Origin of the sequence: Achromobacter seleniivolatilans (genome assembly GCF_030864005.1) — a bacterium.
Lineage (GTDB): Bacteria > Pseudomonadota > Gammaproteobacteria > Burkholderiales > Burkholderiaceae_B > Achromobacter > Achromobacter seleniivolatilans.
On record NZ_CP132976.1, the window covers coordinates 4,527,752 to 4,549,008 of the forward strand.

Below are 21,257 nucleotides of genomic sequence, written 5' to 3' on the forward strand. Positions count from 1 at the left end.
CCACACGGTGTCAACGCGTGCAACCCGACCCCGTCTGTGACCCTGGCAACGGCGTATCGCCAGCGGTATTCCCGGCGAACTTACGAATTTTCTCCGCCAGGTCGGGCGTCGGACGTTCGTAGCCGTAGCAATACGGCGGCGTCGGAGCCGATTCAGGGCGGTAGTCTTGCAGCACCGGTTTCGCGTCGCCCAGATACAGATTGTCTTTCAGCCGCAGGAAGGCCTTGTAGTCGCGCGTGTAGCCATGCTGCGTCTTCAACTTTTCATAGGCGCCGCGATCTGATTCGCCATTGTCCAGCGCACTGCGTTGGGCGGCGATGGGGATATAACGGCAGTAGTTCACGTTGATTCCTTCCACTGTCGGGAAGAATTCGGGCTCCACGCATTTGCGCTGCGTGGTGTTGTTGAATATGTTCCCTTCGACCAGCGCGCGGGCCTCCAGGCTGAAACTCATGCCGTAGAAATCCCAGTTCTCCAGCAGGTTGTTGAACAAATGGAACGTGCCGAATTGCCCTCTTGGATTGCGCTGCACGGTATTGAAGAAATAGTTGTGGTGCAGCGTTACCCGCGCGATCGAATCGCGGTCGTAGTTTTCGAACAGATTCTTCGAGGTTATGTTGTTGAGCAACATGACCTTGTTCGAGTTATGGAATTTCGTCCATGAAATCGTGACGTCGGTCGAGCCGTTCTTCACGTTCAGCAGCCTGTCCGACATCCGCGAAAGATCCATATGATCCACCCACACGTCGCGGCTGCCATTGGCCACATTCACCGCTTGCGTCAGCCGGTTCAAGCGCCCGTCTATCGTGAGATGGGTCAGGATGACGTTTTTGCTGCCATACACGCCCAGCCCATCGTCAATCAAGGTGACCTGCTTGCCGCGTCCATCGATTGTTATGTTCGACGGCACACGCAGCTGTGAATCCAGGACGATCGTCATGTCGGAAGCGAAGCGGACCCATGTGGGTCCTTTCTTGGCTTGCGCCAGCGCGTCCCGCAACGTACCCGGCCCCGCGTCCTTGTCGGACGTAACCTCGATAAACTTTCCGCCCAAGCCGCCGGTAGCCTTCGCGCCATAGCCTTCGCGTTGAGCAAGCAGCGCGGAGACAAACGGGCAGTGTTCATCCGGGCTTTTGCACGACTCGCTCGCGGCCGCCGCGCCGCCATACAAGGTGGCCAAGGCAAGCAGCCAACGTATCGCAGTGGTTCCTGACTTCATCGATCACTCCCCAACGCCGACCGGTCAGCCGATGTCACGTGCCGCCAGATGCCGCCGCTCAGGCGCAGGTTCTCCGGGGGGCCTGCCACATGGTCGCGCAGCCTGTCGAAATAAGCCTTCTGCCAACGCAATGAATACGCTTCGGCATCCTCGCCGGGATTGACTGCTGGCAGCATCTCCAGCGTATACGCCATATGGCCGTTTTCCCAGCGAGGCGCGTAGAACACCGATGGCACGCCAAGACGATGTGCCAAATGGGACGCAAAGCTGGAGTAGGTCACTTCCTGCCCTTCGAAAGTCGTGCGCGGCGCGGCCGGGTTCGCCGCGCCGTCGATGGCCAGGCACAGCACGTTGCCCGCTCCAAGCGCACGCAGGCAGGACTTGGCAACCTGCGCCTCGGTCTGATCCGCAGTGGAAATCAAGGCCGCAGAATAGCTGCTTTTGGCGATGCTGGGCGCGGTTGCAAGCCAGCGCGAAGGTATGCCCAGCAATTCCAACGCCATCAGCCCGGCGTACATAGGACCGACGTGAGCAGTAGCCACCACAACGCCCCGGCCGGATGCCAACAGCGGCGCAAAGAAACGTTCGCCGGTATCCAGCTCACCCAGCACCTGCATGGCCTCTTCGACGTTGTCTTCGCGGCACTCAAGCCAATCGAACAAAAGATGATCCACCAGGTGACCCCAACGCGCCCGCCGTTCCCACTGCACGCGATCGGCGCCGGCATCACCGCGCAACGACCACGCCCAGTCCAGCCGGGCCTGCGGTATGGGAGCCGTATCCAGCCGTTCGTCCAACTGGCTCAGGGCCTCCTGGAAAGTCTTGGGAAGATGGCTGCTGCGCTTTGCGACGTATTGATCGTACAGCGCTTCGGCCTCTTGCTTGCGGCCCGCTTGAGACAGCGCGCCGATAGCCGAGCGCTGCCAAAGCATTTTCTCCGGTGATTTTTCGACCAGTTTCATCATTTGATCGGCGGCCTGGTCATACTGCAACGTGTATCGCAAGGCACGCGCATACAGGGCCCGGGTCTGCTCCAAATCCGGCGCCAGTTCAGTGGCCTGCGTCAGCGGCGCCACGGCTTCCTTGTAGCGCCCGGCGCGCAACAACGTTTCGCCATACAGCGAAAGCAGTCTTACGTCCGCGGGCGCCGCACTCAAGCCGGCCTTGAAGTGTTCCAACGCATGTACCTTGCGGTCGTCTTCGTTGCCGCGACGAAGGTGCGATATGCCGAGCGATGAGCGCAGCGCAGCGCTATCGTGGCCAGCGCTCAACGCCGCCGCGCCAAACCGGATCGCCGCTTCCACCCTGCCATCTTCGGTCAAGGCACGAATAGCCATCGTCGCCAAGCGTTCGTTTTGCAGCTTTTCCGGCTCCAGAACCGCCGCAATGCTTGCCGCTTCGGCCACATCGCCATTGCGCGCAAAGGCCAACATCCAGAAGTACGCTTCGCCGGGTTCCCCCTTCGCAACAGCTATGGTTGCGCGGGCCACCTCAGCCGCATCGGCGACCCGTCCGGCCTGCACCCGCAATTGAATTCTCGCCCCATGCAGCGCCGCAGAATCCGGCTCAATGCGGGCGGCGGCATCCGCCTGGGCGATGGCCTGCTCCCATTGCTCCGTACGCCCCAGCAGGCTCGCGAGCAGCCGGCGATCGTCGGCGCGCGCCGGATATGCGGCGGCAAGACTCTCAAGCGCGGCGATCGCAGGCGCGAATTTGCTCTCTCGCACGTACGGCGAAACCAGCAATCGGCGTACGTCCCGCCAGCCTTCGTCAACCTGCACCAGCGCCGGTGCAAGCATGGCCATGGCGCGTACGGGGTCCTGCGCGCCATGGATTTCTTGGATGACATCGCGTAGCCGGGTGGCAGCGCCGGCATCAGCGCGACGCGTTTCAATCACCGTATCAACCATGACGCAACCCCCTCAACAATGCCATCGCCACACGAGAAATAAACATCAAAACAAAGCCCAGCGCCAGTGCCTGGAGCAGCAGAATTCCGGTGCGCGGGCTGCTCGGGCGGTCCGTGGGAACTGGCTGCGCGATGATGGACAAGTACCGCTGCAATCGCAGGGTATCCGTCACGGCCTGCTGATACGACTGCTGCGCCAAAGTCAGATTCGAATCCGCGAACGCCTGGGTATTCCTCAGCGCCTCATAGGACTTGAGCTGTGTCGCTTCGGTATTACCTTCGCCACTCAAGCGGCGGCGCACGGCGCTGATCCGCTTGTTCAGGGCCGCGACCTGAAGCTCGGCAGGTTTCAGCATGAAGTGATCCTTATTGCCCAGCGCTCGAATCTTGTCGAGATTGATTTGCGCGCTGCTGAGTTCTCCCTCAAGTTGGCTGGACAGGTTCAACAGCATGGCCACCGTCGCCGTCGGATCGATGTTGCCGTGGGTGGTCCGCCACGCCGTCAACGCATCCCGGGCCGCAAGCGCCTTTTTTTCTGCCCGCTTGACCGACTCCTCGCTCACCTTCAATTTGTCGGCCACGCCTTTTTCGTTCATCGTGCTGACAAACTCTTCCGCCAAGCCGATAAGCGCCTTCGACAATATCGCGGCGTGCTCCGAGGAAAATGCGCTCACGCGCAGTACATCGATCTGCTCCAAGGCGTTGAACGACACTTGAACCGACGCTTTGTACGCGCGATACAGATCGTCTTCGCTCGAATCTTCGGAAAGATGGTTGAGCGGGTCCATGCCGGTATGGATCAGGTACTGGCGCAGGCCCACTTTCTGATCAAGCTGCTGCATGGCGTCGCGCGATTGGAGGAAATCCCTGACCGCCCAGCCGTCCACAAAGCCGCCCAGCATGCCGCCCATGTTCCCGGTGGTAAGCAGGCTGGCTGCGCCGCCACCGCCGCCTTGCTGCCCCGAGCCCGACTGCACGAAAAACCGCGACTCCGCTTCGTAGCGTGGCGTCGCGATGCAAAGCACATAGACCAGCGCAAACGCGACCGGTGCGATCACGATAAGCGCATTGATCCAGCGATGGCGGCGGCGCTCGCGCATCAACGACTGCCGCTCGCGGCGGCGGCGTTCGATCTCGGACCCGCCGTCAGAGCCCGACGCCGTCCTCGAAGCCGCCTCCGAAGCCGTCGTCGCCTGTGCCGGATTCGCTCCTAGATCGTCTCGGGGGGAATTTGCTGATGCACTGGTCGAGGTCGTCTTCGATGCTGAGAGCACTTCGTTCATAGATCAAGCCTTTGAGGCAGTAGTCCGCCATCTGATTCTGGCGGTAACTGGAAAGAATAAGTGTCCGGCCAATCAGCCGCTCTTCAAACAGAGCCAGCCAGAGGCGGGTGAAACGGCAAGGTTCGAAAGGAATCGCCCCTTCGATGACGTAGACATCGAACGCGGGAGCCAGCGCCAGCGCAAACGAAAACTCTTGCCGTGCGTAGAGCGGCCAATGCTCCATGGGCTTGGCCAGGCATTTGGGATCACTGACCAGGTCCGCGACCAATTCGTACGTCTCGTCCGCATCGATCTCATACATCTCGCACACGAAATCGATGATGCTCAGGCCATCTGCCTTGCCACGGATGAAGCCTTGCCGGCCGATGGCCCACGAAACATTGCCATCGTGTTTGACGAAACCCTGGCGCGGCGGACGCAGGCAGCACAACACGTCGACAATCTGACGATGCAGTTCCGGCGACTGCGAGAGCAAGGCATAGCGCCCGACCGGAATTTCAAGCGTGGCGTTGAGCAACAGCGGTTGCCTGCTACCAAATGCGTAAGGTTCGTCAGTGACGCCATTGAGATGAATCATCGTCTTTCCTCACATGGGCTGGACATTGGGGCGGGCAAGACGCTCTGCCGCCAAGGCGACCACCATCATGAACACCAACGACGTCAGGAAATAGCCCAGGCTCGCATCCTGCGAATCGTAGGCCTCGAAGTAGGCGGAGCGCAGAAGCTGCATGCCGTGCGCGAATGGAGACCAGAGTATCCAAGGCCGCAAATGCTCCGGTAACTGCTCCGACACAAAGAAGACGCTTGAGAAAATCTGAAGAAATCGCTCGATAACCGGCGCGAGCCTTAGAAAGAAGTGCCAGAAGGTGGCAATAGAACCGAACAGCACACCCATCGCAGCGCCGCAGCATCCCATCAGCACCACATACAGAATGAATCCTGCCCAGCTTTGCGGCAGCGTGATGAGCCCGAGCGCGTGACCGGCGCTGATCAGTACCGCGAACACCACCAGATACACCGATACATAGATGAACGCCTGTACCAACGCACACATCAATGGCGTGACGCCCTGGAAATTCAGCATGCCACGGGCCGATATATAGGCCGTGCTGCTTCTGAAGACGATCTGCCGGAACATGATCCACGTCGTTGCCCCCAGCAGCGAGAACGTCTGCACATCCATGCCCAGGATGAAATGCGTTCCCATCAGGATGTACAGCGACGAAATCAGCGTCAACAGCACCACGGGGCCAACCAGAGCCCACAGCAATGCAATCCGGCTCTCGCCGTGTATCACGCGCAACTGATAGACGAACAACGCCAACAACGTGCGCCCGACCGGCCGGCCTTTGCCTGCGTTGAGCGGGTGATGGCCTTCATGCAGCGCGTGCAAACGCTCCCGCAGAATCGTGAGATCGCCTGCCTCGCCCTGCGGCAGCTCAATTTCAAACGCAATGTCGTTGCGGGAGGCATGACGGCGCGCTTCGCGCGCCTCGTCCTGCTTACGGCGATCAACCCGCCGTGCATGCGCCGCGGCCAGGCGTTCGTCTTCCGCCACCAGTTTGACCGGCATGTAGCCCGGCGCAAACACCTGTGCGCCCGCGCGGATGTCCTGTTCAAGCAGGCGAACGATGAGACGCAGCCGCCGCCGGGAAAAATCGGCAAGCGTCTCGTCGATCTCGCTGCGCGTAATCTCCGCATCCAACTCCGCCTGCACGGCTTCGTACACCGCTCGCCGGGCGGCCACAGAGTCGTGCGGTTCGCCTTGCAGGCGCGCGAGCAAGGGCTTGAGCAAGACGGCTGGAGTCGCCTTTGCTTCAAACAGCGCGGCCGGGTCCAGACGCCAATCGGCGACGCCTGTTCCCACCGCGTAGTTACTGTCCTTGCGGCGCGAGCGCCAGCCCTTTATCCGGTCCTCGTTGCTCATCGACACGCTATTGAGACACGCCCGAGCTGGAGCCCGAATCGCTGTCGATCGCTCGCGTGGCGCTGAAACCGGCGCTCATCGTGACGCGGAATGCCGAAAGAACCTTCTGCACCTGCGTAAATGGCGCGTCCGAAATATAGATGGCCTGACCTTCATGCACGGTGAATTCACGAGCCAACGCCACCTGTTCCGGGCGAGTCAGGTCAAATTGGTAAACCACCGGCAGCATGTCCGGCTTTCCTTCGACGCCAGCCTTTGCGGGCGTGAACAGGAACACGGAACGCGGGTCCGCCGTCTTGTCATCAAGACCCTTGGAATCAGCCAGCGCATCCAGCACCGTGTAGTTGCGCTTGCTGATGGCCACGCGGCCTTGATTCCCTGCCGCGCCCAATACGGTCAGATACTCTCGCGAGTCATAGGCGGTAATGACGTCGCCCGGGCGCAGCAGGATGTCATTGTTCTGATTGCGGTAAACATCCGACAGCCGCACCGACGCCACCTGATTATCGCGGCGCAGGCTGATGACGAGCTGCTCGGGATTCGTCTGCACCGGCGCTGCCTGCGCCAACGCGCTGCTCAGGCGTTGAGCTGTCTGCGTGATGGGAAACATGCCGGGCTTGGTCAAATTGCCCTGAACCGTCACCATCTGCCCGCGTGCATCGGCCGCGCGCGTCACACTCACGTCAGCACCCACGACAAGCTTGGCCAAGCGCGCAACGATGGCGTCATGCAGCTTGCCCAGCGTCAGGCCTTCGGCCCTGAATTTTCCCAGGATGGGGAAATTAACGTTCCCCGCCCGGTCTATCTCCTGATTTCCCAGGTCGCTCACGCCAGAAGGGTCTGCTGCAAAAACGCCCAGCCCGCCACGCTCCCACACCTTTACATTGATGCCGTCGCCGGGAACCAGACTGTCGAATCCCGCTTGCGTGAGATCACGATAGCGCACGGGAAAATCGGCAACTTCGGGAACCCTGCTTGCCTGCGCGAGTTGGCGCGAGACGGGCATCACGATGACATCCTTGTCATCGTGTGCGCCCGTCATCTCGCTCAACATCGGGCCGGAGCGCGGCAGTTGGCATCCAGAGAGTGAAAGCGCAGCAAGCAGCACCGTGGCCAAGCCTGCTTTGCGCCACGGGCCCGAAGCTGGGACATTCATTTGCATAAGAACCTTTATTTTTGAACCTCGGAAAGACAAGCCAGAAGTGGGGCTTGACGATCAGGCGGTCATCCTGCGCATGGCCGGGACATCGATGCGTTCATCGTTCTCGGACATGGACATGACGGGCATGCACAAACCCAGGAACTTGGTCAGCATTGCGTCGAGCGAAAACAGCTTCTGAGCGCGATGACGGCTTTGCTCTCGCAATTGCTCATTGCTGCGGACCTGATCCACCATTGACGCGACTTTCTCGCATGCCTCGTGCAGATCGGGGTGATCGACGCTGGTAAGCAAGTGACCGGTCTCGTTTTCCACAAAGCACTCGCCCGCGCCGCCCGCAGGTGTGGAGATCACTGGAACGCCCAGCAACTGAGCCTCGATCAGCACGTTCGGCAGGCCCTCGTACCGGGACAGCAGCACACTGGCATCCATCTGCGAATACCAGTAGCCAACGTGGTTGGACAGCCCGACCAACAACAACCTGTCAGTCACACTCAGCTCTTCTGCCAACGCCTCAATGATCTCGCGCAAGCGGCCGTCGCCCACGATGACAAAGCGCGCTAGCGGACGATCTTTCAGATACAGGGCGGCAAGCTTGATCCACAGTTGCGGCCGCTTGTCCGGTTCCAGCCGGAATACCCCGCCGATTGTTTCGGTGGCGTCCGTCGTGCTTTCTTGGAAAGCCTTCCACTTTTCCTCGTCGGCGGCCGACGCGTCAGTCGCCAGGTCCGGCACGCCGTTGTACAGAATGTGAAAGCGCATGATGGGAATGTCCAGCCACTCCGAATAGGCCTCTGCGGCCTTGCGGCTGTTGCTCACGAAGACCACCCCTGGCACTTGAGCCAAGGCCTGGTACAGCTCGGGGTACTCTTCGCGGAAACGGTCTTTGCGGATATTCGGCGGAAGTCCGCGAAACACCAGATGTATGGTCGGAGCGCCTGCCAGTAGCGCAGCCAGCGCGCCAAACAGGCAAGTGCCGTCTTGCCACAGACTCACCACGTCAAACGGATCGGCTCGCAAGACTGGCGCCAGCCGCGTCACGCCGTAGTGAACGGGCGGCGGCAATTGTTCCAGCAGGCGGCCCAAGCTTCCCTCGGGCACGGTTTGATGCGATACGGAAATAGCGGGCAGTCGGTTGATTTCCGTCACCGGGATCTGCGCCTTGATCAGCACAGGCAGGAAAAAATCCTCCTGCTTCTTTGGCGCGCCCGAAGGCTCGGTGTGCTGTTTAACCAGCACTTCGACCTTCTTGGGTCGCATGAGCACATCGGCCAACTGCTGATCGGGAGACTCCGCCAGGCGAGTCAGTTCGCCAGCAAGCCGCGTCAGCTGACGCTCGGCGCCGCCAGGCCCCAAGCTGCCGGTCACAAGCGCCACCGATACCGGCTTATCCGGTGAGTTCTCGGCAACCTGCCGATCGCGAAAGTGCAGGATCGCGTGTTTCATCGACACGATCCTGATGTCTTTTCCCGCCAGCCCTTCTTCGGACTCGAAACGCTGGTAGAACGCATAGTCGCTTGCCAACCCCTCGGCAAGCTCCGCCGCCTTGCTGCCCGGCGCCAGATGTTTCGCAACGGGCGCAATCGCCTCGAACGCATCCGCCAGCAAGCCGCGCTTACGCAGGCGCTTGGCGAATTCGACACGCATGTTCCGATCCGTGTATTGCGAGATCAGCCGGCGAAAAAGCTCGTCCGACTGCTTGTGTGCACGGATGTCACTAAGCAGTTTGGCCCTGGCAAACAAACGGTCGGGGCTCTCGGCGGACTCGGGCAGGTGGCGGTCGACCAAGGACAACGCCTCGTCGACATGCCGTTCCTTCACCAGGCGAGTCGCGCAATAGCGCACGATCTGAAGATCATCCGGGCACTCCTGCAACAGCGTTGCCCACTGTTCAGACAAGCCCTCGTTCAGGCCCGCCGACTCCTGCAACCGGAGCAGAAGAAAGCGGACCTTTGAATCTGCCACATGATTGCGAGCCAGCACTTTCGCGCGAGTCAGGTTTTCGAGTGCAACTTGTACCCGTCCCGATGCCGCGACTATCTCCTCCAATTGAGCTTGCACCCATTGAAGATCGGACTTGGCGTCCGCCTGCTCGGAAATCAGCGGCGGATTCATGCTGCCTTCCTCCGGTTCATCTTCTCGATCCACACCTGGCACCGTTCGATGTAGTGATCGAACTGCGCCGGGTTCTCGGAACGTTCCTGTAGTTTTTTCCAGTACGGCAAGGCTTGCTCAAAGCGATGCAGACGCATGGCGCCGACAGCAGCCAGACGCAGGCCGATGGCATCGTCGGGCACGAGTTGCACGATCCGCTCGCCAAGCGCCAGACGTTCCGTAGTGCTCGACGGTTCCAGCGCACGGGCTTCGGCATACAAGACGGCGATGATGCGGCGCTTTTCGTGGTCGACTTCGGTCATCTCCGGCCACGACTGCGCGACACGATCCAACAAGGTCCATGCCTTCAACGGATCGCCAGCGGACAAGATTTCGCGAGCGCCGCGAATCGCACGAGGTCCGAGTCTGCCCAGCTGACGCTCGGCTTCTTCTTTTGCGCTCTGGTCAGCCGCCGCATTAGCCAGCACCATCTTGTAGGCGTCGATGGCTTCACCGAACCAGCCGCCGTTGAATGCCACCCGCGCAAAGTACAGCTGCGTGCTGAATGGGGCGGACTCATTCGCGGCCGCCTGCTCAAGGTGCCGCATGGCGGTTTGCTTGTCTCCCAACGCATCGGCAGCCCGGCCGCGCATGGCGTCAAGCTCAGGAAAGTCGACCTGGGTATCCAGTGCGATATCCGTCAGGTCCATCACTTCCTTGTGGTTGCCGGCCAGAAGCGCGGCGCGCACGCCAAGACGCATCGCTCGCTCGAATGCGCGCTGGGCGCGTATGCCAGCCAGTGCGTCGGGGTTGAGCAGACGGTGCGCGCAGATTCTTTCAGCCGCGTCACGCAAGCGTCCTTCTTCCAGTGCGCGATTGCCTTCTTCGGCCCACGCCGACGACTGCGCAAGCAGCCACGCACGAATATCTTCTTGCTCACTATTTGCCAGGTCGCAAGACACGGCCAGCGCGGCGCCTGCCATGATGCAACCGCGCCACGACGCTTCTTTGACGAGTTCAAGCGCATCAGCGTCTTCAAGGGCAGGAGACTCAGAGGCCAAGGCGCGCAGGCCCGCGCGATCGCCGGCTAACAGGCGATCACGCCACAGCACCGCGAATCCGCGGCCATATGCAGGGTTGGCGGCACGAACCTCATGCACCCAACGGATGGCGGCTTCCATGTCGCCGCTTGCCTGCAACAGCGAGAGCACCGTGTCTGCTGCTTCCACTGCCCCGGCATCAGCGGGGGACGAGATGCGGAACAGCTGCTTCCAGTTGCCCAGAGCCTCGTCCGCGTGACCCAATTGCCCTGCGGAAACGGCGGCGATCCGTACGATTTCAGGCGTCTCGATCTCATCGCCCAGCAGACCGGCGGCAAGCGAGTACGCCACATCATGGCGCCCCAGCTTGAACTGATTGCGCATCAGGATCTGCTCGGCCTTGCTGCCGGAAGCCAGCGCGCCATCCGCGCTTTCCAGCAGCGCGAGCGAACCTTCGTAATCGCCCAGCTCTTCCTGGATTTTCGCGAACAGCAACATGTGCTCGGGCAGGCCGGGGTAACGGCGCAGCACATCGCGCACGCGGCGCGAGGCCTCGCGCAACTGACCCGAATCCCAAACCTTTTCAATGCGTTCGGCGCTTTCGTCGGAGCCCAGCTTGGGCACGGCGGGCTGCACCGTGGTGGCGCTCATCCGCGGACGCATGAAGTTCTTGAACCAATCTGCGCACAGGCGCTCGGCAAAGCTCTGCGTATAGTGGGTCAGGTCGAGCCCGCCGTCTTCCATCGCATCGCTCTGCCCCAACTTGTTCATGAGCGGCGTCGGATCGTAGCAAGGCGCGCCGATGCGCTGCGCCGCCGCAGCTACTGCGGCAATCAACTGCTCTCGCTGTTCAATCGGAACGTTGTCCGGCGTCAAGGCATTGACGTGCGTAACGAACACCACTTTGTCCCGGCCGAGCAGATCGACGATCTGGCGCATTTCGCCCTCGATCTCGTCGTCTGCCAGATCGCGCTTGACGATACGTGCAAGCAGCTCCCGGTCATCCGAAGACAGACTCTTGAAGAGCGGGTCTTGATCCAACAAGGTGCGGCGCTCGGCTAGCCGGTCAGCGCTGGCCAGGGACCAGAACATCCGGGTTCGCGTACGATCCGCGAAGAACTCGCTGAAGTAGCGCACCAGATAGTTGGACTGGATGGGATAACCGTCGATGGTCAGCAGCTTGCGCGAAGACAGTTCGACCATGTACAGGTCTGCCGGCTTATGCGCCGCAAGGCGAGCCTGCTCGCCATTGGACGGCCGGAAAATCAGGCGTTGCACGTCGGCGGGAATGTCTCCCTGCCCGTACATGAAACGCGCCTGTTGCAGCGCCTCTGCGCTGGTATGCACGAAACCGTAGTTGCGGCCGAGTTGCAGCTTGATCGGGTAGCGTCCCACGGCATCACGCAGCGGCGTATGGATGCGGCAGGTTCCAATCGGAGCGATAGTAAAAGCAGTCATTCAGGGCCTCTCCTGGATTGTTGGATGACGCGACCGGACTCAGAGAGTCCAGTACACGAGGTCGGGCGCAAGCCGTTTGCTGTCAAGCACTGACTTCAGGTCGCACACCAAGCCGCCGCTCTTGACCAGACTGGGCATGTCGTCCCAGATCGAGTCCATGGTTTCACGGTGCGGCACGGCCAGAATCAGCACATCCATGTCACGGAACTGGTCGCGCTCCACGAGCTGGATGCCGTACTCGTGCACCATCTGGTCTGGATCGACCATGGGGTCGCACGCAACCGGGGTAATGCCGTAGTTGCCGAGGGCTTTGTACAGATCGACAACCTTCGAATTGCGGATGTCGGGCACGTTCTCTTTGAACGTCATACCCAGGATGCCGACGCGAGTCGACGCATTGAGGCGGCCGTTGCGGGCCAGGGTTTGAACGATGCGCGACGCAACGTGATTGGCCATGCCGTCGTTGATCCGGCGGCCCGACAGGATGACTTCCGGGTGATAACCGAGTTCCTGCGCTTTGGAGGTCAGGTAGTAGGGATCGACGCCGATGCAGTGGCCGCCCACAAGACCCGGCGTGAACTTGAGGAAGTTCCACTTGGTGCCCGCGGCCGCCAAAACTTCCGAGGTGCGGATGCCAACCAGATCGCAGATCTTGGACATCTCGTTCATCAGTGCGATATTGATATCGCGCTGCGTGTTTTCCAGCACCTTCGCGGCTTCAGCAACCTTGATCGACGAGGCGCGATGCACCCCCGCATCAATGATTTTTTCGTAGACGCCTGCAATGATTTCCAGTGACGCCTCGTCCTGTCCGGACACGATCTTGACGATCTTCTCCAGCGGGTGTTCACGGTCGCCCGGATTGATCCGCTCGGGGCTGTAGCCCAGCTTGAAGTCGATCCCGCAGCGCAGGCCAGACACCTTTTCCAGTTCCGGCCCGCAGATTTCTTCGGTGGCGCCTGGGTGGACGGTGGACTCGAAGACGACAATGCAGCCCGGGCGCAGCACGGGGCCTATCGAGCGGCAAGCCCGCACCAGCAGGGAAAAATCGGGATTATTTCTCTCGTCCACGGGAGTCGGGACGGCAATAACGAAAAAGTCGCAACCCTCCAGTTCCGTCACCTGATCGGTGAACTGCATGGGCGAGGCAAGCAACGCATCGCGTTCGATCTCGCCAGTCCAGTCATCCCCTTCTTTCAGCCGTGCGATTCTCCGCTTATCTACATCAAAGCCGATGACATCAAAACGCTTGGAAAATGCGACGGCTACGGGCAGGCCGACATATCCAAGGCCACACACTGCGATTCTCTTTACCACTGGGGACCTCACTGTTTTCGTCGTGTTGCGAACACTAGAAATTGACGCCCAGAGACAAGAAATCGACGCGAAATCGAAATACGATTGTGCTATTTGGGCGGGCGTATTACTAAAGAATTATTACCACTAGATACTCAATCAAACGTGTGAGTTGATGAGCCAACGAATGGTAGAGGGCGTACACAGCAAACTTTTTTTCTAAAAATGTTTATTGCTGTGGAAATAAATCAGAGCCGCCCCGTAATAAACCCGGGAAATCCCTCAAATAATTACATTCATTACACAAACCGCAACACAGCACCGCTGTCCGGTTGTTAATAAATATTAATAAACGTATATCTTATTTTTGTTTAACCAAACTGAAAAAATATAATAGCAAGCCAGAGGTTATTAATTAATGCTGTAGCGGAATTTACGCATCCATGCGTAACGCTTTGCGTGAAAATTGCAGCGCAAAAAAAACAGCTGCCATGAATGGCAGCTGTTTTTGGTCAGTTGGAATGCCGGACATCCAGATTCGGCCACTCCGCTCATGCGCCTAATAGGAACTCCGCGAAGAACATCAAGATCGCGGCGCGTTGCTGAATCCGGCTACGGCAGGCGTTGCAAGGTCCCGCCCGTCTGCCGGTTCGGGACGCCGCCACAACCACGCCAGCACTACTGCCATACAGGCGCATGCGGGCCACACGACCCACGCATGCGGAATCGTATACACCATCACTACCGCGCAGACCGTCATCGACACCGTCGCCATGTACTTGGATCGGCGTGCAATGCGGCGCCCGTTGTTCCAGTTGTGCAGCATAGGGCCGAACCACTTGTGCTCGTGTAGCCAGCGATGCAGGCGCGGCGAACTACGCGCCGCCGCCCACGAGGCCAGCAACACGAATTCGGTGCTGGGCAGGCCCGGCAGAAATACGCCGGCGATTGCGACCCCGATACTAACAATCGCCAGCACCAGGTACAGCGCGCGTACCCAGGATTTGCGTGGCGTCATGCGCCGAGATCGAAGTGCCGTTCAAGCAATTCGCCAAACCGGTCATAAGCAGCGTTGGCGCCAGCGATGACCGCATCGTGGGTCTCGGGGCTGAGGGCGTCGCTGTCCAAAGACGCCACAAAGCGGCGCCACACGACAGCGCGGCCATCCGGATAGGCAGCCAGGTTGCGGGCGCCAAACTCGGCCGACAAGCCCAGGTCCGATTGCGCCTGCTTGAACAGGAAGGCGGCGCCCAGGGTCGACCCTTCGGACACATACAGCCAGCCCAGCGCTTCAGGCATGCCCACACCCACGCTCGCAATGCCATCTTCAGGCGCGCTGGCGCCCAGATCGCGCAAGTCGGCCAACGACGCGTCTTCCCGGCCGCGCGCTTCCAGGTCCGGTACCGCTTGTTTAATAGCGTCGTTCTGGAACAGGTGTTCGACATCGCGCTGGAACAAGTACTGCGCGGCGACGAAGCGGGCATAGGACTCCCGGCTTGAGAACGGGGCGCCACGTTCCATCAAGCGATGCATGCGCTCGTGCTGGTCCGCGGTTTCGTGCTTTAGGCGCTGCGACAGCGACGGGCGTTCGAGAATTTCGGTGGTCATTGTGGATGTGTGTTCTTGGATGATGATGCGTCTTATTATTTCTTAGCGGGTCGCAATTGACACGTTAAAGTTGCTTAAGAAATCCGCCTCACCACGCTGCTAAAAGCCCAGTTCACGCACGGCAATCGCCGCTCCGCGCCGCCACACTCGCAACAACAAGCTTTCGGCTTGTCCATCCACCACCGTGATACCGCGCATCGCCTGCAAGCGGGGCAATGCAGCGTTACCGGAATCGGCGGGACGCAGAGTCAGGCGATACACGGCCCGTTCCGGCACCAGACCCTGCGACTCGGGGTCCGGCCGCGCGCTGTTATTCGGCGCCTGCATTGCGGGCACGGCCCCGCCGTGCGTGGAGCTCAATTCGGGAGCAGCGCTCAAGCGCCGGGTCGCCGTGGCGGCAATGTCCGATATCACCAGCGCTATCGATTCCTGGCCTGGGTCTTCCGGCAGGAAACGAGCATGGCCGCCCGCCTGCAAACGATGCAGATCCTCTTCCGACACATAGGCTTCCACAACGGCCTGCGAGGGGTCTGCCAGCGATGCCAGCCACTCCCCTTCGCCGACCCATTCCCCCGTCGCCAACGGTTCAGCCAGTTCGGCAATCACACCGCCAAACGGCGCCCGAACTGTCAGTTGATCGTACTGACGCATCAACACCTCATGGCGTTCACGCGCCGCGTGCAGTTCGCCCACGGCAACGGGCACGGCCCCCGCAGTGACGCGATTCATGGCCTGGAAGGATTGCTGCCATTGCAACAGCCGGATGCGACGCGCCAGCGTCTCGATCTCGTGCGTCATGTCTGGCGCGCTCAGCACGAACAACGGCGCACCTGCACGGACCGCCTGGCCCGGCGCCACCGCGATCTGCTGAATCTGCGCACCCACGGGCGCCACGATGCGCGCTTGATTCGCCGCCCGCAGCAGAGCGGGCGCTTCAACGCGGGTGCGCCAGGGCACAACGGCGGCAATAGCGAACAACAGTGCGACGCAGGCCGTAAGCCGGCTGCGGCGGTTCCAGCCCGCGCCGGGCTTGCCCAAAAGGCGCTCGCGCCAGGCGCGCAGTTCGGTATAGATCGGGCGCAGCACGAACGCCACGATCTCGATGGCGAACAAGACAATGCCCAGCAGTTTGAAAGCCATGTGATACACCAGCAGGGCAATGCCAAGAAACAGGAAGAAGCGGTAAATCCAGACGCTGAACGCGTAGATGATCAGCGCCCGCTCGCGCCACGGCGCGAAGACCTCTGGCTTGTCTTCGCCCAGTCCAAACAGCCATTCGCGCAGCCGCCACCGGGCCAACGCAAACGACCGGTTTTGCAGATTGGGCACATTCAGCACATCGGTCAGCAGGAAGTAGCCGTCAAAGCGCATCAGCGGATTCAGGTTCACGGCCAGCGTCAACAACCACGTCGTAGTGGCCAACGTAAACGCCGCGCTGCGCAGCATGCCGTCGGGCAGGAAGCTCCACGCCAACGTCGCCCAGGCGGCCAACGCCGTTTCAGCCAGCATTCCTGCCGCGCCGATAGACATGCGCTTACGGCGGCTGGAAAGACGCCAGGCGCCGGACGAGTCGGTGTACAGCACGGGCCACATCACCATGAAAGCCACACCCATCGTCGCCACGCGGCAACCATGGTGCTTGGCCGCATAGGCATGCCCCAATTCGTGCAGCACCTTGGCCGCGCCCAGCGTGACGCCGGCAGCCAGCGCGCCTTCCAACGTGAAGAAGTGCAGAAACGTGTGCACGAACTGGTCCCACTGGCGTGCTGCCAGGTACAGCCCCAGCAAGCCCGCCGCCAACGTCAATCGCGCGAACGTGCGCGTCAGGAACAACCGCCGCACCATCGGCAAGGTGCGGGCCAGAAAGGCGTCGGGCCGCACCAGCGGAATGCGAAAAAACAAATATTGGTGCACCAGGCTTTTCAGCCAATGGCTGCTGCGGCGCGCATCGGCCTCTTTGCCATAACGCGCGATGGCGTCGGGGCCACGCATCTGCACGAGGCTATTGGCCTGTAGAAATTGCGCAAAGTCTTTGACGTCCTCCGCGCCGATCGGCAGCGTGGTCGCTTTGCCCGCAGCGCTGGCGATGGCTTCGGCGCTGCCCAGCCGCCAGCGGGCGAGCATCTCCGCTTCGGCCCAGCCAATCTGAAAGAACAGACCGCGCCCCGGGTCTTCCAGCGTCCATGCAGGCGAGCCGTCGTGATTGGGCGGTGCGCGATGCAACAGCAGCTCTTCGCGCAGCGCAGGCAGGTCCGCCGCCGGGCGCTCGCCGGCAGCCAACGCGCCAGGCAATGCGGCAGGGCTGACCGCCTGTGACGGCACGCCGCTCACATTCCCAGCCATACGCGCAATGTTGCCAGGGGTTTGCGCAACAGATAACCCACGAGCGGCGTGCGTTCACCGTAGAGTTTGGCTGTACCCTTCAACCCCACGCGCGGCTGCACTTCCTGCGCGCCGGCCTCGTCAAACCGGGCACGCACGCGATAGGCCATGGCGCCGTCGGCCGTTGGCGCGGCGCGATAACCCACGCGCAGCAAGGTGGCGGACAAAGGCGCGACGGGCGCAGTGTTCAAGAACAACTGCACCGGCGCCTGGGCGGGAAGTTCGATGGCATCGCCAACCGGCAAGTGGATCTCTAGCTCGACATCCGCAGGGTCAGCCACCATCATGATGCGTTCACCCAACGCGACCGGCTTGCCGATCCAATCTGCCGGGTCATCGAACAAGGCAATGCCAGCGCGTTCAGCGCGCAACTGCGCGCGCGCCACCGCCTTGGCGTAGAAATCCATGTCGCTCGCGGCTTGTTCGCGCTTACCTTGCGCCAAAGCCAGCGTCGCTTTGCTGCGGTCATCCACCAGCGCTTGCTGCTGGTTTTGCCGCAGCTCTGTTTCGGCCACCGCCAGCGCCTGACGCGCGCTTTCCAACCGTCCTTCCAGGTCGCGCACATCCAGCGCTGCCAGCAACTGGCCTTTCTCCACCGCTTGATTCGGCGTGACAGCAATGCGGTCGACCACGCCTTGCAGCGGCGCACGCACCGCCATGGGCGCGCGCGCCACGACTTCAGCAGGCGCCAGAACGGATTGACGCACGGGCACGCACATCAACACCGCCACGGCCGCGCCCAGGCCCAGCCACCAGCGCGTACGACGCTCACCGTGGCGCAGCCGGCCCCACCAGGCGGACGCACGCCTGCGTCGCGCCACGGGCGTCAATGCACGCCATGCGTGAGCGTAGGCATCGGCCAGCAGTCCCAGCATTGTTGATTCCGAGCCTGGCCAGGGCGTGTCGCGCCACAAGGCCAACAGCGCGTCACCAGGCTTCTTGCTATCTTGCGCGGTCAACGGCAGGCGCAACAACAGACCATGGGCCGGCAGATGCTCTGCCCACATGGCCTGCTCGTCCGGCTGCGGCAGCAGGACGCCGCTTGCGCCATCCCGCGCACGGTCTGCCAGCACGCTGGCCAGCCACACGGTGTAAGGCGCGTTCTTATCCGGCACGGCCAGCCCCGACAGCGCGGCAATCTCGCCATCACCGCCCGTGCCCGGCATCCACAGCGCCGCCTGCCGATACGGCGCCAGCGCGTGGGTGTCGTTGACCATCAAGAAGGCCAGCTCTTGCGTATTGGCGCAGGCGCGTGCGCGCTTTTCCAGCTGCAACAACGTGGCCAGCAGCTTGTCTCGCGATACGGCTTCTGTCACGGCGCGCCTGAGCCGGGAAGATCCACGCGGACGCTGCCGCTCATGCCAGGCAGAAGATCCACCGACGCGCTCTGCTTGTCCTCGAGACGGCCGATGATCTTGACCGACTGGCTGACTGGATCCACTGCGCCCGCAATGTGCGACACGGCAGCCTCGTAAGTACGGCCCGTCTCATCAACGGTAATGCGCAGCGGCGAACCGGGCGTGAGCCACGCCAGCCAGCGTGAGGGCACAATCGCTTCCAGCTCGAAGGCGGAGTCGTCGTAGATGCTGACGAGTTTTTCACCTTCGGCCACGCTTTCTGCCGCGCGCGCATAGGTTTCCCCGACCCGGCCCGCGAACGGCGCGGTAATAGTGCAGCGGTCCACCAGCACGCGTTCAGCACTGCTTTCGGCGCGAGCGACGGCCACCGTCGCCCGCGCCTGTTCGACATCGGACCTGCTGATGGATTTCAAAACCTCCAACTGCTCGGCCACTGCCTGCTTTTTGCGGGCGGCGGACTCCGCCAGCACGGCACGTTCCAGGCGAGCGCGATTCAGCGCGCAGTCGTAGGCCACCAGCACATCGCCCTTCTTGAAGCGGTCGCCTTCGCGAAACGGCAACGTGTCGATCTTGCCGGACAGTCCGCTTGAAATAACCGCGCGGCGCGCCGCCACCAATTGCGCCCGGGCGCTGTCCACGGCGGGCGTCGCCGACAGCGCCTGCCCAGGCGGGATTGGCGCTTCTGCATACGCTATCGTCGATACACCCATCCACGCGGCCAGCATCAAGCCGGCGCGCGGACGCAAAGCAGGAAAAATCAACGAAGCCATATCAGCGCACAACTACAGGCAAGGATTCCACTGGGGCGGTCGCCGCGACCTGGCTGGAGCCTGCCACCGATCCCAGGTGGCTCCACATACTGCCCGAGACGGTACGCAACGCAGGCAGCGGGGCCGGAGCGGGCTCGCTTGCAACCGCCTGCGCCACCGATTCGGCCACGGCTTGCCCGGCCGCAGCGACCGCCGCCGGTTCCGCCACAGCCAGCCGCGGCACTTCCACATGGCCACTTTCGATCTTCCGGTTGGTCTCGGCGATATCGCGCGCCAGGCTCATCAGGGTTTCGTCGGCAATACGCTCGGGCAGCGGATCGATGCCCGCAGCTTGGTAGATCGTGTTCTGCGCGTTGACGAGTTCCGCATAACTCAGGTCCCGGGCACGTGTGGCCAGCAGTGTTTCGACCTTGGCGCGCACCACTTCCAGATGCGTTTCGGCGCTGCTGCGCGCGGCGTTTTCAGTCTGCACCTGAATCGCATCCTGCAAGCGGCTCAATTCATTGGCGCGACGGAAAGCGATCTCGGCGCGCTGGCGTTCCAGCCACGCAATATGCACCTGACTAAGCACGGTCATACGCAGCGCCTGACGCCGCAACTCGGCCACCTGCTCGCGCGATTCGCCCGCGCGGCTGATCGCAGGCCACGACAGCACGTTCAACAGGTTCCAGCTGACCTGCACGCCCGCATCCGCCCAGTTGTTGTTAGCCAGATATTTGTTGCTGTCGTAGCTCAGGCCGCCAAAGAGCGACGCATTGGGAAACAGGCGCAGCAGGGACATGCGCGTCTCCAGCACTGCATTGCGCGCCAGATAGCTTTCTTCTCGCAGCTCGGGGCGGCGAACCATGGCCAGCGCTTCCAGATCCGCCAGCTCATAGGCCAGATTGGGCGACGTCAGCGTAGAAGCGTCCGGCGCGGCCAGCGTGAAGTCTGTCGTCAGCGGCAGATTCATCAATGTGGCCAGACGGGCCTTGGCTTGCGCCAGCTCGTTGTCCAGCGCTTCGGTCTGACGCACCATGTTCAGCAAGTCCCGCTGATAGCGCAGCGCCAGGATGGGCGCTACCAGGCGCTTCTGTTCGGTCTGACGCGCGTATTCCAGCGTTTGGCGGGCTTCGGCCAAAGTCGACGTCACTCGGTCTTTCAGGCGTTCGGCCGTGACCGCGTTCCAGTATGCAGTGCGCGTCTGGCGGATGATGTCGGCCACCACGCGGCGGCGGCGCTCTTCGGCCGCCAACGCCTTGTTGCCCTGCGCCTTGGCGCCGAAATAGCTCAAGCCAAAGTCCAGCACGTTCCACGTCATCTGCAAGTCGGCGGTGTGGGTGTCGCGTTCCTGGCTTGTCGACGGCACCAAAGACTGCACGCCCGTGGCCAGCGATTCGCTTGACGAACCATAGTCATTGTTGCGGGCACGCATGCCAGCGCGCGCCGTCAGCTTGGGCAGCATGCCCTGTTTCTGCACATCCACCAGATCGTCTTCCAGCGCACGCTCCATCAAGGCCAGGCGCTGCTGAAGGTTGTACTTGACCGCGCGTGCAATGGCCTCGTCCAGCGTAATCGGACCCGTCACCGGCTCTTGCTGCGCAAACATGACGCTGCGGTCGGTCTGGTCAAGCTTGAGCAGATCTTGCGTGCTCAACGTCTCGGGCGGGGCGACTGCGCAACCCGCAAGGACGGCAGTGGCAAGCGCCGTCAGCGCAAAACGGCGGGCGCGGTGTGTCATGGGCGGCTTGGATTGGGAAGAGAGATTCATGTCG

The 21,257-nt window shown here is 61.6% G+C and carries 15 protein-coding genes; all 15 read right to left on the reverse strand.

What is annotated here, in order from left to right; all coding sequences use genetic code 11:
* Window positions 1-10: 10 nt before the first annotated feature.
* Window positions 11-1,219 carry a pectate lyase family protein gene (locus tag RAS12_RS20400; protein ID WP_306939650.1) on the reverse strand — a complete coding sequence of 403 codons (1,209 nt, stop codon included), beginning with the start codon at window positions 1,217-1,219 and terminating at the stop codon, window positions 11-13.
* Entirely contained in the window at window positions 1,216-3,129 is a 1,914-nt protein-coding gene (locus RAS12_RS20405; RefSeq protein WP_306939651.1) for a tetratricopeptide repeat protein, read from the reverse strand. Before RAS12_RS20405 ends, RAS12_RS20400 begins: the two co-directional genes overlap by 4 nt.
* Window positions 3,122-4,153, reverse strand: a complete 1,032-nt coding sequence (locus RAS12_RS20410; protein ID WP_306951543.1) for a KpsE/RkpR family capsule polysaccharide export protein — start codon at window positions 4,151-4,153, stop codon at window positions 3,122-3,124. Before RAS12_RS20410 ends, RAS12_RS20405 begins: the two co-directional genes overlap by 8 nt.
* A 121-nt stretch (window positions 4,154-4,274) precedes the next feature.
* Window positions 4,275-4,988: a P-loop NTPase family protein gene (locus RAS12_RS20415; protein WP_306939653.1), complete on the reverse strand. Its 714-nt coding sequence runs from the start codon at window positions 4,986-4,988 to the stop codon at window positions 4,275-4,277.
* 9 nt (window positions 4,989-4,997) lie between these two features.
* Window positions 4,998-6,338: an ABC transporter permease gene (locus RAS12_RS20420; RefSeq protein ID WP_306939655.1), complete on the reverse strand. Its 1,341-nt coding sequence runs from the start codon at window positions 6,336-6,338 to the stop codon at window positions 4,998-5,000.
* Between the two features lie 7 nt (window positions 6,339-6,345).
* Window positions 6,346-7,500 carry a polysaccharide biosynthesis/export family protein gene (locus tag RAS12_RS20425; protein WP_306939657.1) on the reverse strand — a complete coding sequence of 385 codons (1,155 nt, stop codon included), beginning with the start codon at window positions 7,498-7,500 and terminating at the stop codon, window positions 6,346-6,348.
* A 54-nt stretch (window positions 7,501-7,554) separates the two neighbouring features.
* A complete protein-coding gene (locus RAS12_RS20430) occupies window positions 7,555-9,612 on the reverse strand; it encodes a glycosyltransferase (RefSeq protein ID WP_306939659.1) in 2,058 nt (685 codons plus the stop codon).
* Window positions 9,609-12,089, reverse strand: a complete 2,481-nt coding sequence (locus RAS12_RS20435; protein WP_306939661.1) for a hypothetical protein — start codon at window positions 12,087-12,089, stop codon at window positions 9,609-9,611. Before RAS12_RS20435 ends, RAS12_RS20430 begins: the two co-directional genes overlap by 4 nt.
* A gap of 39 nt (window positions 12,090-12,128) precedes the next feature.
* Window positions 12,129-13,388 carry a nucleotide sugar dehydrogenase gene (locus RAS12_RS20440; protein ID WP_306939662.1) on the reverse strand — a complete coding sequence of 420 codons (1,260 nt, stop codon included), beginning with the start codon at window positions 13,386-13,388 and terminating at the stop codon, window positions 12,129-12,131.
* Window positions 13,389-13,968: 580 nt separating this feature from the next.
* Window positions 13,969-14,403: a YbaN family protein gene (locus RAS12_RS20445; protein ID WP_306939663.1), complete on the reverse strand. Its 435-nt coding sequence runs from the start codon at window positions 14,401-14,403 to the stop codon at window positions 13,969-13,971.
* Window positions 14,400-14,993: a biliverdin-producing heme oxygenase gene (locus RAS12_RS20450; RefSeq protein ID WP_306939665.1), complete on the reverse strand. Its 594-nt coding sequence runs from the start codon at window positions 14,991-14,993 to the stop codon at window positions 14,400-14,402. The genes RAS12_RS20445 and RAS12_RS20450 overlap by 4 nt, the downstream gene beginning before the upstream one ends.
* 99 nt (window positions 14,994-15,092) lie before the next feature.
* Window positions 15,093-17,336, reverse strand: a complete 2,244-nt coding sequence (locus tag RAS12_RS20455) for an HlyD family efflux transporter periplasmic adaptor subunit (protein ID WP_306939666.1) — start codon at window positions 17,334-17,336, stop codon at window positions 15,093-15,095.
* A complete protein-coding gene (locus RAS12_RS20460; protein ID WP_306939667.1) occupies window positions 17,321-18,691 on the reverse strand; it encodes an efflux RND transporter periplasmic adaptor subunit in 1,371 nt (456 codons plus the stop codon). Before RAS12_RS20460 ends, RAS12_RS20455 begins: the two co-directional genes overlap by 16 nt.
* Window positions 18,688-19,503, reverse strand: coding sequence for an efflux RND transporter periplasmic adaptor subunit (locus RAS12_RS20465; RefSeq protein WP_306939668.1), 816 nt, complete (start codon window positions 19,501-19,503; stop codon window positions 18,688-18,690). Before RAS12_RS20465 ends, RAS12_RS20460 begins: the two co-directional genes overlap by 4 nt.
* A 1-nt stretch (window position 19,504) precedes the next feature.
* Entirely contained in the window at window positions 19,505-21,253 is a 1,749-nt protein-coding gene (locus tag RAS12_RS20470) for a TolC family protein (RefSeq protein ID WP_306939669.1), read from the reverse strand.
* Between the last annotated feature and the right edge of the window lie 4 nt (window positions 21,254-21,257).